Source organism: Bacillus sp. 22-7, assembly GCF_010628845.1.
Lineage (GTDB): Bacteria > Bacillota > Bacilli > Bacillales > Cytobacillaceae > Cytobacillus > Cytobacillus firmus_B.
In genome coordinates this window covers 193,466-208,995 of record NZ_NJQY01000007.1, presented here as the reverse complement: position 1 = coordinate 208,995, position 15,530 = coordinate 193,466, and the positions used below count along the sequence as shown (strand labels likewise).

Genomic DNA, 15,530 nt, shown 5'->3' with positions numbered 1-15,530 from the left:
GAAGGAAGACTGAATAATTTTTCGTTAAATGGAAATTATATAGTTTAAATTAAAAAGGAGGAATGATGTGGAAACAAGCATGAGTGTTGAAGAAGTATTGACCGGGATCTCTGAATTGTTGGAAAAAGAAGGGCAACAGCCCCGAAAGAAGCAAGTAAAAAAATCAAATCCAGAGCTAATGAAAAATGCATTGTATTATTTTCCGAGTTGGGAAAATGCAGTAGAGCAGTCTATGGGGTCTTAATCTCAAGGTGTACATAAGATATCTGCTTTTTAAAATTGGAGTTCTTCGTAAGTGTTTTTCCAATTCAAAAGGTAATGAAGAAACCACAGAAGATGCCTTCCTGATGGGAAAGTGCTGACATCTTCTGTGGTTTTATTAATTGGATCACATGGACGGGTTAAAAAGCCCGGTCACCATTAAAGATCGAATTTTTTACAATAACATAATCAACATGACGAATGGCATCCAGCTTGTTGCCGCCTGCGTAAGAAATAGAGGACTGGAGATCCTGCTCCATTTCTTTCAGCGTATCTGCTAATGATCCTTTGTGCTCTACTAAAATTCTCTTGCCTTCAACATTTTTCTTTTCGCCTTTTTGAAATTCAGAGGCTGAGCCAAAGTATTCCTTATAGAGCTTTCCGTCTTTCTCATTCTCAATGGTTTTTCCAGGTGATTCCTCATGTCCTGCAAACAAGGAACCAATCATCACCATTGTTGCACCAAATCGAATCGATTTGGCAATGTCACCATGGGTGCGAAGACCTCCATCTGCTATGATCGGTTTGCTTGCTGCCTTTGCACACCAGCGAAGTGCAGCTAATTGCCAGCCGCCCGTTCCGAATCCTGTTTTAATTTTTGTGATGCATACCTTGCCAGGTCCAATGCCAACCTTTGTGGCATCAGCACCAGCATTCTCTAATTCTCTGACTGCTTCCGGAGTTCCGACATTGCCGGCAATCACAAAGCTTTGAGGAAAGTATTTCTTAATATGCTGAATCATTTGGATAACAGCATTGGAATGGCCATGAGCTATATCAATAGTAATGTATTCCGGTGACAGCTTTTCATCAGCTATTTGCTGTATAAACTCATACTCGCCTTCTTTGACGCCAACACTGATCGAAGAGTATAATCCCCGTACCTTCATATCTTTCATAAAAGAAATTCGCTTCTCCGGTTCGAATCGATGCATGATATAAAAATATCCGTTCTCTGCCAGGTATACGGCAATTTTCTCATCTACAATCGTCTGCATGTTGGCAGGCACCACTGGCAGTTTAAACGCACGGTTCCCCAGGAAGACCGTTGTATCACATTCAGATCGGCTATTGACGATACTTTTTGCGGGAATTAATTGAATATCTTCATAATCAAATACATTTTCCATTGTAATCCTCCTATTGAACGAAGCTGAATATGTACGGCCATTGCAAGGATAGGTTTTTCAGTTTCAGTCGATCTTATACAGGCTGGCAGGGAAGCACCATTAAAAAAGAGCTTAGCAAATTCCTAAGCTCAATGGATAATAGGGGGTCGAATTGTGAGGGTTCGACCACTTTAATTTTATACAATTCTGTTTATTATTTCAACTTATTAAAGTAAAAACGCATAAAAGTGATAATGTCTTAAAAACTTCTCCTCGGACTATCATGAATCATAAGACATATCTCGCTTGGGCTATTCCACCCAGTATTTTAACCATAGGGGCCATGACATAGCGGTAGCGAGACAGATGGAGGATCCTTCATACATTGCTGCAGTTGGCATTTTTTGAGTTGAAATTAAAATATCCCATTTTCATTAGGAGATTCCTCTGGTATGGGCTGGCCTACATCCCAAAGTTCAGCAATCTTGCCGCCTTGAAACCGAAAGATATGTACAACTGCTCCACCGAGGTCCTCTGGGTTTTGCTTCACATGGGAATGAACGGCAACGGTTTCATTTTCCTGGATGGCGAGTTTAACATCAAGTTTTTTGTCAGGGTTTTGCTTTGCATTCTCTTCCATCGCGAGCATGAGAGATTCTGCATCGCCATGGAAATAGGGATTATGGTGGGAAAAATCAGGGCTGATGTAACGCTTGTAGGCTTCACGGACTTGGCCGGATGCTACAAGCTGCAGAAATGATACTGCTTTCTCTTTCAGTGATAGGTTCGATGTCGATTGTTGCTCTGTACTCATTTGAATCATCCTCTCATCTCATTAATGAATTCAATTGAAGTATAATTTATAGATATCCCAATGACAATATGTTTGCCATAAGGGAAATCACTTTTAGTTATCTTACTTAATATAGAGTGAGAACTTTATTAATTTGTGATATATATAAGAAAAAAGGGACAAAGGAGGCGGTTAGCTTGAGTATCCATTTTGAATTGAAAAGATCCATTCAGGTATCTGCACAAAATGCTTATAAAGCTTTAATCGATCTTGATTCAGCAAAGGACTGGATGAATGGTCTAGTTGGAATAGAGCGGGAGGACAGCGGGCTATTAAAAGTGGGGAGTCAGTGGAAAGAGACAAGGAAAATGTTTGGAAAAGAAGCTTCTGAACATTTTGAAGTGGTCGAACTCGATGAGCCCAATAAAATTGTGCTGCGCTGTGATGGAACCAAAGGAACAACAGGCAAAGGAGAATTTATATTTACATACATAATCGTTCCAGCAGGTGATGCTTCAGAAGTTACTTTACTTGGTGAGATTAAGGGACTTACAGGCTTTTCGAAATTGTTTGGTAAGATGATGGCTGGAGCCTTTAAGAAAGCCTGTGCAAAAGATTTGGATGCTTTGATAAACTATTTAGAAAAGTGAAAGTATAAAGGAGCAGAATGTTATGTCAATCATTGATAAATTAAAGCTTAACAAATATTATAATTTGGCTGTTCTTAACCAGCCAAGTGACTATGCTGTATTTAATGAATGCAAAACTACTTTATCAGGTGAACATGATGCAATCTTCATCTTTGTAGAAACAATTGATGAAATGGTGATTTATACACGAAAAATAATTAATGAAGAACACCTGCTTGAAAAAGGATATTTATTTTTCGCTTATCCTAAAAAAGGGAATAAACGGTATGATACATACGTTCATAGGGATGATATTTTTCCGGCAATGAAAGTAGGAGAAGATGGGTATGTGGAGAATAGCGAAGTGAAATTCTCGAGAATGGTGAGTATGGATGATGTCTTTACGGTTGTTGGATTGAAGCGCGAAAAGAAAAAAGAGAAAAAGTCATCGTCTCCTAGTCAATGTGTGGCTGATTACCAGGACAATGTAAAAGATGTTGAAAAACTATTAGCGGATTATCCAAATGAATTGAAATTTTATCAGGATTTGACACCGGGTTACCAAAAAGATTGGGCTCGCTACATTTTTTCTGTTAAGCAGCAGAAAACCCGTGAGAAACGAGAATCGCAAATGGTCGATATTTTATCACAAGGTTATAAATCTGTTGATTTGTTTAGACAAAAGAAGAAGTAAAAAAGGTTCCTGCCCCAGGTTACTTTCGTAATTAGAGGCAGGGACCTTTTTTAGAAACTAAGTGTATTTAACTCATCAAGAAATGCATCTAATTCATCTTCAGAAAAAAATTTATATGCATATCCATAGGAAATTGGTCCATTTCCTGTATGTTCCCGTTTAGGGAATTCCCTAAGTACTGTACTATGACGCATACCAGTGGATTTTTCCTCCAGTTTCTTATTGCCTTCAACGGTTTCTGGATTTAAAACAATCGTAATTTCTTTATTCGGAAGCAGATAAATGACTTCGCCGTTTTCAACATGTTTAAATTCAACACCCTTAGATGTTTCCTTCATCGTTTTGAATTTGTATAACCCAAATGTATTATGTATGTTTCCCATTGGATCATTCACCTCCATTTAATAATGCCATCTCATATTATAAGGCAGAATGCCTATTCTAGAAACCTAAGCATAAGAAAAAGGAGTTTGATATTCCTCCTTTTTCTCAAGCATAATATCCTGAAAAACACTTACCCTTTTTGGATAGTAGTTTGATATTGTTTGCTGCTGCGCTCAGTCTGAACCAGCATATGTCCATTTTTTTCACACCATGAAGCAATATCTTTCACAAAATTGCAATCAGTTGTGGTGATCTGAAGATATTCACCTGGCTGAAGGGACTTTATATTTTTATGAACCTCCATAATTGGCCCGGGACAGGTTAACCCGGCTGCATCTATGGTGATAGATGGATGAATGTGCTCCTTGTGATCTGGATTGATGGCTCTCTTTTTCTGGTGATGAACAGCTGCATATGTTTTCCAGCCTCCATCCAGATTCTTCACAACAAAACCATTTTCTTTAAGAATACGGGAAGCCAAATAGCCTCTTAACCCAACCTGACATGAAACATAAACCGTTTTGTCCTTAGGGAGTTCACTCAGGCGTTCACGTATTTCACTCAGCGGAATGTTAATAGAACCTTTAATATAGCCCATCTCCCTTTCGATTGGCTCCCGGACGTCGATCAGGAGACCGCCATTTTCAACGATTTCATCGATTTCATTCCACTGGACGGTAACCGTGTCGCCATTCATGATGTTTTCCGCCACATATCCTGCCATATTGACAGGATCCTTTGCAGATGAAAATGGCGGAGCATAGGAAAGCTCAATTTCGGTCAAATCAAACACAGTCAAATTCCCTTTTATGGCTGTGGAAATTACATCAATTCGTTTGTCTGCTCCATCTTCTCCAACTGCCTGTGCACCATAGATTTTTCCTGTATCGGGACTAAAGAGCAGCTTTAAACTGATTGGAGCGGCTCCTGGATAATACCCTGCATGGGAGCTTGGATGAATATGCACAGCCTGATATTTCATGCCCAGCTGTGACAGCTGTTTTTCATTGATGCCTGTGGATGCGACGGTTAAATCAAATACTTTGGCAATGGATGTACCGAGTGTCCCTTTATACCTTTCCTGCTTCCCGTAAATATTATTGGCTGAAATTCTTCCCTGGCGGTTAGCCGGGCCTGCTAAAGGAATCATGGCTGCATTTCCATTGATAAAATCCTTCACTTCAATGGCATCGCCAATGGCATAAATATCTGGATCATCCGTTTGCAGATACTCGTTTACCAAAATTCCCCCGCGCTGTCCTACATCTAGCCCTGCCATGAGGGCCAGCTTATTTTCAGGTATTACCCCTATGGATACAATCGCCATGTCCGTGCAAAGCTCTGTCCCGCTTGCCAGTTCAATGGTTTTCCCATTCTGCTTAAACGCCTTGACTCCATCCTCTAATATCAAATCGACTCCTTTGTCAATGAGATGAGAATGAACAATAGTGGCCATTTCATAATCGATAGGGGCCATCACCTGCTTGCCTAATTCCACCACTGTAACTTGAATCCTGCGCTTAGCCAAATTCTCTGCCATTTCAAGCCCGATAAATCCTCCACCAATCACAACAGCCCGTTCCGGATGCTGCTCGTCAACAAATGCCTTTATTTTATCTGTATCCGGAATATTCCTGAGTGTGAAAACATTTTGCGCATCTGATAGTCCTTCAATAGGAGGCACGATTGGTTTTGCTCCCGGTGATAAAAGTAAAGTGTCGTATGATTCCTCATATATTTCACCGGTTCGGAGGTTTTTGACTTCCACTGTTTTTTGTTCACGGCTTATTCCGATAACTTCTGAAAGATTGCGGATATCCAGATTGAATTTTTTGCTCATACCTTCTGGCGTTTGCACTAGAAGCTTATTCCGGTCCTTAATGGTTTCACCGATATAATAGGGAAGGCCGCAATTGGCGAACGAGATATGTTCACCCCGTTCAAACAGGACGATCGCTGACTTTTCATCTAATCTTCTTAATCGTGCAGCAGCAGTAGCACCACCGGCAACTCCGCCTACAATGACAATTTTTTTTGACATGATATATTCCTCCTGACTATTTTCAAAATATGCTTAAATTGGTTTATTCCCGTTTTTATCGCTTAAGTGTTCACTCCTTCACAAGTGCATTCAGCCCCTTTAATGCTTCTGTGTTTAAAAGAAATTGTTTATATTTATATACTATACGGGGTATATAACGTTGCGCGATAAAATCCTTGTTTATTGTTATGTGACAATATTGTGGCGTACACAGAATAGACAAAAAAGCACCGTTAACTATAAAATGATTGTTTCGGCCTGTATATTAATTATAATTTAGTATAAGGAAAGAGATTTGGTAATTTTTAACTATTAATTCGACATTTTATTCAATATAAAAATAATTCGTATTATTCATTCAATTAACAGTCTCCTATTCTATAATTTAGAGTATCTAAATAATAGGAGGTCAAAATAATGAAAAAAAAGCTGCTTGCACCTGTATTGCTGTCATCAGCGTTAATGGCAGGTTCCATTCCTGTAAATGTTTTTGCCCAGCCGGCAGATTCTGCGAAGGTTCAGCCTGTCCAAGCTTCCAAGGAGTGGAATGAGAAAGCAAGTGTTCCTTTATTTGTAAAAGAGAGAGTTGCAGAGAAATTCTCTTCCAGCACTCCGGCGAATGCATTAAATTATTTAAAAAAGCATCAGGATCAAACAGGTATTAAAAATCCTGATAAAAACCTGAAAGTGAAAAATGTACAAAAAGATGAGCTTGGCATGACCCATATCAGGTTTAATCAGGCAGTCAATGGTGTGACCGTAGAAGGGTCCGAAGTAATTGTTCATTATAATGAAAATAATGAAGTAGTATCCGCGAACGGAAGAATAAATCAGGCAATTGCCGATGAAGCAGTGGACACGTCGGTGGCTTTAAAACATGATGCTGCAGTAAATACAGCTTTATCCGCTGTCAGTGCTCCAAAGGATCTTACATATGAGCCAACTTCTGAACTTGTAATCTATCCGTTTGAAGGGGAAAATCATACAGCCTATAAAGTAAATGTAAACTTCATGGGAGATGAGCCTGGAAACTGGTTTGTGTTTGTAGATGCAAAATCTGGTGAAGTCATTGATCAATTCAATGGAATCATGCATGCTGATGAAAATAAATCCCAGAAAGGATTCGGAAAAGGGGTAAATGGAGACCATAGGGAGCTTCATATTACCCGAACGAAAGAAGGTGCCTCCGGGACAAAGTTTGCGTTAGCCGATTACTCTCATGAGAATCTGGATGGGATCTTTACATTTGATTCTAAAAATGATTGGGATTCAAATAATGATGCTCTGTATGTCGGGAATTCGGCTGCGTTCATAGGGGATTATGACCGTGCTGCAGTAGATGCGCATTATAATTCTGAGAGGGTATATGAGTATTTCCTGAATGAGCATGACCGCAATTCTCTCGATGGGGAAGGAATGGCAATAAATTCATATGTTCACATGGGCACAGATTATAACAATGCATTCTGGAACGGCCGTTATATGGCTTATGGTGATGGGGATGGCGAGTTCTTCATTTCATTATCGGCAGGACTTGATGTTGCCGCCCACGAAATGACACATGGTGTAATCTCTCATACTGCCAACCTTGCATACCGGAATCAATCCGGAGCCTTGAACGAATCCTTCGCTGATGTCTTTGGAGTGCTGGTTGACGATGAAGACTGGGAAATGGGCGAGGACATTATGGCACCGGCTGCTAAAGCTGATGGTGTTACGAGATTGCGCAGCTTAAGCGACCCAAATAGTGTTGTCGTAAGTAATCCGCAAAGAGCAGCATATGGAAGCGGAGTCTATCCGGCCCATATGGATGAATATTACGACATGCCTTTAAATGTCGACAATGGCGGAGTCCATGTAAATTCTTCTATTACAAACCATGCAGCCTACCTGATCGGGCAGGAAATTGGCAGGGAGAAGCTGGGGAAAATTTATTACCGTGCATTAACTGTTTATTTGACCTCTAATTCTAATTTTAGTGATGCACGCCAGGCAATTGTTCAGTCTGCCATTGATCTATACGGAGAAGGCAGCACCGAACATACCGCAACTGCATCTGGATTTGATGCCGTGGGGATTTACTAGGTTAATATAAGGTGAAAGGCATTATTCATCCGGGTAATGCCTTTTCACCGATTTTAATCAACCTGCAATCTGGCCATCGCTCATTTTTATTATACGATCGGCAAAAGAAAGCATTTCTTCATCATGTGTAACGATTAGAGTGGTTATGTTTAGGGTTTTCGTTAAATCCCTGATTAGCAGCATAATATCTTTAGATCTTTTTGAATCCAAACTTGCAGTGGGTTCATCTGCGAAGAGCACTTTAGGTTTATGGATGATTGCACGGGCAATTGCAACCCGCTGCTTTTCACCGCCAGACAATGAAGACGGGTAAGCTTTTTTCCGATGGTCCATTCCAACTAGTTTTAGAACTTTCTCAATTTCTGCTTTTTGTTCATCCTTCTTTAATTTCAGCTCAGAAACATCCAGCATTAACATGAGCTGTTCTTCTACTGTGAGAAACGGAACAAGATGAGCAAATTGAAACACGAAACCAAATTTACATGCCCGTATTTTTCGGACTTGCTCCGGACTCATGGTAATCATATTTTCCTCTTCAAATAGTACTTTTCCACCTGATGCAGGCTGAAGGCCAGCTGCGATTGTAAGAAGTGTACTTTTACCAGAACCTGATGCACCCACTAACGCCGTTATCTCACCTTCTCTCAGAGAAAGGTTAACTCCTTTTAGTATCTCTTCCTTCACTTCACCATTAGAAAATGTTTTCCTCACTTCATCAATTGTAAATACAGTCATATTAAACCTCTCCTTGCTGAATCGCCTGTAATGGTTCTACTTTTTTAATTTGTATACCTGATAAGGTAGCTCCAATAAACCCTATAATCAAGAAGACCAATGACAATAGCCCTGTTGTAGCAGAGGTTAGACTAAAAGGCATTCCTTTAGGGGCAATCATATTAAAAACTTGACTAAATGTAATAGAGAGTAACAGTGCAATGATTGTAATAAAAAGCATCTGTGTCCACATCATTTTAAACAATGAACTTGTTTTTACTCCAATAGCTTTTAAGATACCGTATAATCCAATTTTTTGAACGTTCATCATGTAGAAAAAGATAGCAAACAGCATTCCGCTAATTACAACTAAAAACCACACAATCATATTTAAAGACATCTGTTCTGCACTATAACTCGGAATGGTATTGAGAAAATCTTTCTTTGAGAATGATTGTAAATCAGGAAAATTTAGTGTCAGATCCCCTCCGGGTATGAAAATTAATTGCATTTCTTCTACTCGGTAAATTTTCTTGAAATCTTTCAAATTTATATAAGCAACAGGGGCATGACTATATTTCTTTTGATCCACAAACCCTTTTACAACAAACTTGCCGCTATATTGATTATTCTTTAAGGTATCTCCAACCTTGATGCCTTCTTCCTCCAATGAACGATCAAGCACGATTTCCCCGCTTTTGACGTTTTCAAATAACGTTGACTCTGTGGATGCAACAAAGGCGACGCTTCTCTGCTTATCGTTTTCATCATTCAAAAAGCCCATTTGTATGGAAAGCGCTGCAGCATCCTTATATTTGCTTAATATTTCATCCTGGATACTTCTGTCTATTCTTGAAAAATTATGGGTTTCTTCAGCTTCTTCATCCATATAGAATACACCGTTTGGCAAGTCTTTAATTAATGCAGCATTATCTTGTGATAATCCATTTGCCAAACCTGAAATAATAAAAGTTAATAAACTGACTAGAAAAATGATTGAACCTAATATTAAAAAACGGATTTTATTTCTTTTGATTTCTTTCCATGCAATGTTCATATAATCTCCTCCAATCTCCTTTGACATCCTTAGTCTATAATTCTTATATGAACGGAAAATGAACAACAAGTTACAAATTTGCGGGGAGCGGGGCGGAGACATTTTCGAATAGGGGTCCCATAGAGATGAGCGGAAGGTGAAGAAAAGTATACAAAAAGTGTCAGACATGATCAGTGGGGGCCCACGGAAAATTCCTGACACAATCAATGACTTTATTAACGAATAGGCAATTTAACAACAAATGCAGTGCCTTCTTTTTCTTTACTATTCACATGTATTTGTCCACCATGCAGTTTAACAATCGTGGCAGCGATTGAAAGTCCAAGCCCTGTCCCCTCAACTGAACGCGTGCGTGCGATATCTGCCCGGTAAAAGCGGTCAAATATTCTATCTATTTCTTTCTTGTTCAAGCCTATCCCTGTATCTGCAAAAGTGACAAAAACCGATCCTCTGCTTTCTTCAATTGATATTTCAATACTGCCAGCGGGATGATTATACTTAATAGCATTCGTTAATAAATTATCCCAAACCGTATTCAGTAAAGAAGGGTCACCCGTAATTTCTGTATCTGGTAAGGTGCAGTCAAGCATCATGTCTTTTTCATTTACAACCCATTGATAATTTCGAACCAGTTCCTTAATTTGCTGGGCAACATTAAATGTTTTTTTGTTCATAATATCTTCATTGCGATCTAATGAGGCAAGAAGCAATAATTGTTTTGTCAATGTCGAAAGCCTGCTAATTTCACCGTTTATGACAGAGATGTATTTTGTTTTTTCTTTATAACCCAGAGATTCCTGTGACAATAGATTGGTGTACCCTTTTATATTGGATAAGGGTGATTGAATGTCATGAGAAATGTTTGAAATAAATTCCTTTCTCATCTCATCCAATTGTTCTAATTTACTCGACATTTGCAAAAAACTTTGTGATAATTCCCCTAATTCATCACTGCGATTAATATCAAGCTCAACATGAAAGTTTCCTTTCGCAAGTGACTTTGTGGCCGCTGTTAATTTAGATATCGGCTTCACTAAATATTTTGTACTGACAACTACCATCAAGATGCTTATCACAATCATTAAAACGAGAAGCCAGCCAAATAAAATATGCATCTCATTAAAAAGAAGCTTAATATCAGGTCTAATAAAAAGAGCATAGTTAATGCCATTATGCTTTAAAGGGACACCTATTGTATTCTTTAGTTCATTTGCAAAAAAGCCTGTCACAAAGGTTTTTTGTGGAAAATGGATAATACCATGATAAACTTCCCCATTTAATACCTGCTCTTTAGTAGAAGAAGGGAGGGTATTATCCCTGAATTTTGCGCCAAAATAGCTTTCTCCTCCAGAATCGTCTGCCAAGTAAATTTGGTATCCAATTGCAGAGAGGTTCTCTAAGTACTCCTTCAAATTGACATTCGGATGTTCTTCAGCAAACGCAGCTATTTCCCGTGCAATTGTTGTATTTTTTTTATCATTATAGGGTTTTAGTTTTTGCTGATAATATGCATTAGAAATTAAAAATGCCAAAAATCCGCTTAAAATCATGATTCCAGTTGTAATCACGACAAATTTCACATAAAGAGACTTCATCAGCGCCTTGCCTCCAATAAATATCCAATCCCGCGCACAGTCTTGATGTTAAAATCATCTGTCAATTTCGAAAATCTTTCTCTTAATCTTTTTACATGAACATCTACAGTTCGTTCATCGCCCTCATAATCCAAACCCCAGATCTGTTCGATCAGCTGTTCCCGGGAAAACACCTGCATAGGATTTGAAATGAAAAAATACAATAGTTCGAACTCCTTTAAGGGTAAAAATATCGTTCGTTCCCCAATTTGAACTTCATAGCTTTTTCTATTTATCGTTGTATTTCCTGTACGAATGATTGATTCATCATGTTTTTTATTATACCGCCGCATCAAAGCCTGGATTCTAAAAAGTAATTCTTTTGGTTCAAAAGGCTTGACTATATAATCATCTGTCCCGGATTGAAACCCTTTTTCCTTATCTTCAATATGATTTTTAGCAGTTAAAAGGACTACAGGAATATCATACTCCTGACGGATGTTTCTTGTTAAGGAGAAACCATCCATATATGGCATCATCACATCCACAACTGCTAAATTAATCTTATTTTTGCTTAAGATGCTCAAAGCCTTGATTCCATCCTGAGCTTTGTATACTTTATAACCTGCTTCAGATAAATGAACATCAACAAGGTTTATAATATTGATATCATCATCGACAATTAGAATATTAATCATTTTAAAAACCCCTTATGCAATTAATAGCATTCACAGATAGAAAATATCATCCCACTTACAAATGTGCTAATTTTTAGACCTATAACCACATTCTCACGGTTAAAATCCAAGACATAACCGATAACAGCCGGAGATAGTCCAGCCAAGACATCCCGTGTGACATGGATTGGACGATTACTGCCGCATAACCGCCGTTTGAAAATATGATGATAAACGATGAGTATGCCACTTACTGCAATAAGGCCAGCATAAATGGTTCCATAAATTATATCCTTTTTCTTTGTTACTCAATTATTTAATCCATTGCTGAAGACAATCCCAAGCGCGAAAGCAGCGATTGCATCCAATGTGAATATTCTTCCTGCCACCTTTAGAAAAGGATTGGCAGGAACTTTTCTGAAACTGGTGTAAAAAAAGGCGAATAAGCAGGATGGCGAGAACGCCAAGTAATGCAGGTGTAAGGGACTGGCCAATATAGTCAATGATCCTTATAGGATTGATGCTAAGTATATAGGATAAGCAAAAGAAAACAACTGAGAACAAGAATAAAGACAGCCGGCCTTCTGCACTGTACATCTGCATAAAGCCTAACTCATATTGCTGCGATTGGTGGTTTAATATTTATTTAGAAGGTTTTAATATCGAGAGTTTTAATATACCAAAAACAAACATCATAAATCACACTTTAGAAGCCGAAATTGCTTCTTTGCCAAAGGAAAAAGAAATATTTGCTGCCTTTACAACGGGAACTTCGGAGTCCAGATGTGCAGCATCCTTTTTGATAAAGAATTTAATGCTACTATTTTATAGGGTGTAAATACAGGCTGGAAGGAGAATTTAAAAACGAAATAAATATTAAAAGCTATTGACTTAAAACAAATTCAGGTGATATAGTCTACTTAAATTCAAAAAATTCCGGCGATTACTGCAGGAAGTTACAGCCTAGAGGTGTGTTTTGTGGTTAGATTAAAGGATATTGCGGAGTATGTTGGCGTTTCTATTTCTACTGTTTCCAGAGTCATTCAGAATGACCAGACACGGAATGTTAACCAGGAAACGAGGAATAAAATCTGGCAGGCTGTCAAAGAGCTGGGGTATACACCCAATCAGCATGCAAGAAATCTGGTCAGCAACAGACAAAATAAAAGTGATGCCAGGACAATGAAAATTGGCTGGGTAGCCAATCCTACACAGGCTGAATTAAATCCATACTTTTCTAATATCTATACTGGTATTCGTGATACTTTAACGGAAAATGATTATACATTAATAAGTATTACAAAGGATGAAATTGAAAATGAAGCACTTCTTCTTAAAACCATTCACGATCTCGGGATTGAAGGACTGCTGCTGATCGACAGCATTGATGAGAGCTTAATTGACTACATACAGCAAACAATTCCTGTTGTGGGACTTGACTTCTACTATTCCGATAAAGATATTGCCATTATAGATTATAACCGTGTGGCGGCTTTGGAAAAAGTTGTCCAGCATTTAGTGAGTCTGGGTCATCGTGATATTGGTTTTATCGGAGGGGGAATTAATGAATCTTTCCATAACTTGAAGGAAGAATTAAGATTTAAGGGTTATCAATCTGCTATGAAAGAAGCAGACCTTTCAATTCGAGATGAATGGGTTATTAATACCAGATGGAAAATGGAAAACAGCTATGAGGGAATGAATCAGCTCCTTAAAAGCAGTCCGGGAGACTTGCCGACAGCTATGGTTTGTGCAAGTGATTTAATGGCATTAGCTGCAATGAGAGCAGTTATAGAAAATAAATTAAGAATTCCCGAAGATATTGCTTTCTTTGGAGTAGATAATATAGAAATGGGGAAATATTCGTCACCGCCGCTATCTACAGTAGAAATCCCTAAATATGAAATGGGAAAAATGGCAGCTAAAACGATTATGGAAATGGTAGAGGAGAAAGTAGTTCTGCCAATCAAAATTATTTTACCATTTGAGTTAGTTATTCGTGAATCAACATCTTCAAAAAAACGGACCTAACCGGTTCTTTTTTTAAAAGCGTTTGGAAAACGTTTGGATACAATTCGGAAAATTTTCCGGGTTTATTTGGCTTAATAGAGAGGAGAAATTTTCATGAAGGCAATGACAGCGCTCCTAATAGGAGCTGGGGACAGAGGGGCGAGAGCATATGCACCTTATGCACTCGATTATCCGCATGAATTAAAGATTGTTGCTGTTGCAGAACCCAATAAGGAAAGGAGAGGGAGAATTCAGCAAGAACATCAAATTCCAAATGAAAATTGCTATGAATCATGGGAAGAGATCTCACAGCTGGACAAACAAATTGCCGATATTGCTATTATCTGCACCCTTGATAGAAATCACTTCAAAGTGACCATGAGAGCATTAGAGCAAGGGTATCATGTCCTCCTGGAAAAACCAATGTCACCAGATCCGATAGAATGTATATTAATGGAACAACAAGCTAAAACATATGACCGGCAGCTGACGATCTGTCATGTGCTAAGGTATACCGACTTTTGGAAAGCTATTAAAAAGGTAATTTCCAGAGGGGAGATTGGTGAAGTTGTATCTCTTCAATTAAATGAAAATGTAGAAGTTATGCATATGTCACACAGTTTTGTAAGAGGCAATTGGAATAACAAAGAAAAATCAAGTCCGATGATTCTCCAGAAGTCATGTCACGACATGGATATCATTTCATATGTACTGGGAAAACCATGTAAACTATTAAGTTCGTATGGATCCCTGATGCATTTTAAAGCGGAAAATGCCCCGGAAGGAGCCCCGCTGCGATGCTTGGATGGATGTCCTGCCGAGCTTGATTGTCCATTCCATGCAGGCCGGTATTACCTCGGTGAAGGAAGAGGCTGGTCAAAAAAATTTACAGAAGATTATACAAATGAAGGCATAATTGAAGCCTTGAATAGAACGCCTTATGGAAAGTGTGTATATCGTTCAGATAATAATGTCGTCGACCATCAGGTTGTCAATATGGAATTTGAGGGAGGAGCAACCGCTGCCTTCAGCATGTGCGGTTTTACAAGAGAACAAACTCGAATCGTTCAAATAATGGGAACCAAAGGTGAAATCCGAGGAAACATGGAAGAAAATAAAATCTCAATTTTTGATTTCCTAACCAGGCAGGAAACAGTGATTCATTTTGATCAGCCAGTAGGCGGCCATGGCGGAGGAGACCGTGGAATTATGAGACTATTCCTGGAAGAAGTCCGGAATGGCAATAAGGAGGACAGTGTTTCTTCTGTTTCCGCATCTGTAAGAAGTCATCTAATGGCATTTGCAGCGGAAGAGTCACGGTTAAACCAGGGTCAATCTATCAATATAGATGAATATTATCATGGTTTAGTAGGGAATATTCAAGTTTAAAAGTTTGTAAACACAGCTCTTTAAGCACTGTTGCAATATATTTTGACCAGTTAAGATTATATCCTAATGCAGAAACCTGAGTGCTTGGAAAACGTTATCCAAGGGGGTGGTAA

The 15,530-nt window shown here is 38.7% G+C and carries 15 protein-coding genes; 6 read left to right on the top strand and 9 right to left on the bottom strand.

Annotation, left to right across the window (positions count from 1 at the left end; genetic code table 11):
* Positions 1-67: 67 nt before the first annotated feature.
* The gene (locus CE058_RS06975; protein WP_163141173.1) at positions 68-244 is read left to right on the top strand and encodes a hypothetical protein; all 177 of its coding nucleotides are present in this window, start codon (positions 68-70) and stop codon (positions 242-244) included.
* Positions 245-401: 157 nt separating this feature from the next.
* Here CE058_RS06975 and guaC read toward each other — a convergent pair whose 3' ends face one another.
* Positions 402-1,391, bottom strand: coding sequence for a GMP reductase (gene guaC, locus CE058_RS06970; protein WP_163141565.1), 990 nt, complete (start codon positions 1,389-1,391; stop codon positions 402-404).
* Positions 1,392-1,785: 394 nt separating this feature from the next.
* The gene (locus CE058_RS06965; RefSeq protein WP_163141562.1) at positions 1,786-2,184 is read right to left on the bottom strand and encodes a nuclear transport factor 2 family protein; all 399 of its coding nucleotides are present in this window, start codon (positions 2,182-2,184) and stop codon (positions 1,786-1,788) included.
* A 176-nt stretch (positions 2,185-2,360) separates the two neighbouring features.
* Here CE058_RS06965 and CE058_RS06960 point away from each other — a divergent pair, with 176 nt between their 5' ends.
* Positions 2,361-2,813, top strand: coding sequence for an SRPBCC family protein (locus tag CE058_RS06960; protein WP_163141559.1), 453 nt, complete (start codon positions 2,361-2,363; stop codon positions 2,811-2,813).
* Between the two features lie 22 nt (positions 2,814-2,835).
* Positions 2,836-3,486: a YdeI/OmpD-associated family protein gene (locus CE058_RS06955; RefSeq protein WP_163141557.1), complete on the top strand. Its 651-nt coding sequence runs from the start codon at positions 2,836-2,838 to the stop codon at positions 3,484-3,486.
* 50 nt (positions 3,487-3,536) lie between these two features.
* Here CE058_RS06955 and CE058_RS06950 read toward each other — a convergent pair whose 3' ends face one another.
* Positions 3,537-3,869, bottom strand: a complete 333-nt coding sequence (locus CE058_RS06950; RefSeq protein ID WP_163141554.1) for a hypothetical protein — start codon at positions 3,867-3,869, stop codon at positions 3,537-3,539.
* Positions 3,870-4,000: 131 nt separating this feature from the next.
* On the bottom strand, positions 4,001-5,911 hold the full coding sequence (locus tag CE058_RS06945) for a CoA-disulfide reductase (RefSeq protein ID WP_163141551.1): 1,911 nt from the start codon (positions 5,909-5,911) through the stop codon (positions 4,001-4,003).
* Between the two features lie 417 nt (positions 5,912-6,328).
* Between CE058_RS06945 and CE058_RS06940 the strand changes: the two genes are divergently transcribed.
* Positions 6,329-7,996, top strand: coding sequence for a M4 family metallopeptidase (locus CE058_RS06940; RefSeq protein WP_048008885.1), 1,668 nt, complete (start codon positions 6,329-6,331; stop codon positions 7,994-7,996).
* A 57-nt stretch (positions 7,997-8,053) separates the two neighbouring features.
* Here the strand turns inward: CE058_RS06940 and CE058_RS06935 are convergent, their stop codons facing one another.
* The 5 genes from CE058_RS06935 to CE058_RS25260 form a co-directional block, all read right to left on the bottom strand.
* On the bottom strand, positions 8,054-8,731 hold the full coding sequence (locus tag CE058_RS06935) for an ABC transporter ATP-binding protein (RefSeq protein WP_163141548.1): 678 nt from the start codon (positions 8,729-8,731) through the stop codon (positions 8,054-8,056).
* 1 nt (position 8,732) lies between these two features.
* Positions 8,733-9,767, bottom strand: a complete 1,035-nt coding sequence (locus CE058_RS06930; protein WP_048008883.1) for an ABC transporter permease — start codon at positions 9,765-9,767, stop codon at positions 8,733-8,735.
* A gap of 215 nt (positions 9,768-9,982) precedes the next feature.
* A complete protein-coding gene (locus CE058_RS06925; RefSeq protein WP_048008882.1) occupies positions 9,983-11,362 on the bottom strand; it encodes a sensor histidine kinase in 1,380 nt (459 codons plus the stop codon).
* On the bottom strand, positions 11,362-12,039 hold the full coding sequence (locus CE058_RS06920; RefSeq protein WP_163141545.1) for a response regulator transcription factor: 678 nt from the start codon (positions 12,037-12,039) through the stop codon (positions 11,362-11,364). The genes CE058_RS06925 and CE058_RS06920 overlap by 1 nt, the downstream gene beginning before the upstream one ends.
* 291 nt (positions 12,040-12,330) lie before the next feature.
* Complete coding sequence (locus tag CE058_RS25260) at positions 12,331-12,660, bottom strand: branched-chain amino acid transport system II carrier protein (protein WP_227888055.1); 330 nt, start codon at positions 12,658-12,660, stop codon at positions 12,331-12,333.
* A 336-nt stretch (positions 12,661-12,996) separates the two neighbouring features.
* Between CE058_RS25260 and CE058_RS06910 the strand changes: the two genes are divergently transcribed.
* Positions 12,997-14,049: a LacI family DNA-binding transcriptional regulator gene (locus tag CE058_RS06910; RefSeq protein ID WP_163141539.1), complete on the top strand. Its 1,053-nt coding sequence runs from the start codon at positions 12,997-12,999 to the stop codon at positions 14,047-14,049.
* A gap of 93 nt (positions 14,050-14,142) precedes the next feature.
* Positions 14,143-15,417 carry a Gfo/Idh/MocA family protein gene (locus CE058_RS06905; RefSeq protein WP_163141536.1) on the top strand — a complete coding sequence of 425 codons (1,275 nt, stop codon included), beginning with the start codon at positions 14,143-14,145 and terminating at the stop codon, positions 15,415-15,417.
* Positions 15,418-15,530 lie beyond the last annotated feature (113 nt).

Coding starts and splice junctions, on each gene's coding strand:
- guaC (WP_163141565.1), bottom strand. CDS start 1,391: ATGGAAAATGTATTTGATTATGAAGATATTCAATTAATTCCCGCAAAA.
- CE058_RS06965 (WP_163141562.1), bottom strand. CDS start 2,184: ATGAGTACAGAGCAACAATCGACATCGAACCTATCACTGAAAGAGAAA.
- CE058_RS06955 (WP_163141557.1), top strand. CDS start 2,836: ATGTCAATCATTGATAAATTAAAGCTTAACAAATATTATAATTTGGCT.
- CE058_RS06950 (WP_163141554.1), bottom strand. CDS start 3,869: ATGGGAAACATACATAATACATTTGGGTTATACAAATTCAAAACGATG.
- CE058_RS06945 (WP_163141551.1), bottom strand. CDS start 5,911: ATGTCAAAAAAAATTGTCATTGTAGGCGGAGTTGCCGGTGGTGCTACT.
- CE058_RS06940 (WP_048008885.1), top strand. CDS start 6,329: ATGAAAAAAAAGCTGCTTGCACCTGTATTGCTGTCATCAGCGTTAATG.
- CE058_RS06935 (WP_163141548.1), bottom strand. CDS start 8,731: ATGACTGTATTTACAATTGATGAAGTGAGGAAAACATTTTCTAATGGT.
- CE058_RS06930 (WP_048008883.1), bottom strand. CDS start 9,767: ATGAACATTGCATGGAAAGAAATCAAAAGAAATAAAATCCGTTTTTTA.
- CE058_RS06925 (WP_048008882.1), bottom strand. CDS start 11,362: ATGAAGTCTCTTTATGTGAAATTTGTCGTGATTACAACTGGAATCATG.
- CE058_RS06920 (WP_163141545.1), bottom strand. CDS start 12,039: ATGATTAATATTCTAATTGTCGATGATGATATCAATATTATAAACCTT.
- CE058_RS06905 (WP_163141536.1), top strand. CDS start 14,143: ATGAAGGCAATGACAGCGCTCCTAATAGGAGCTGGGGACAGAGGGGCG.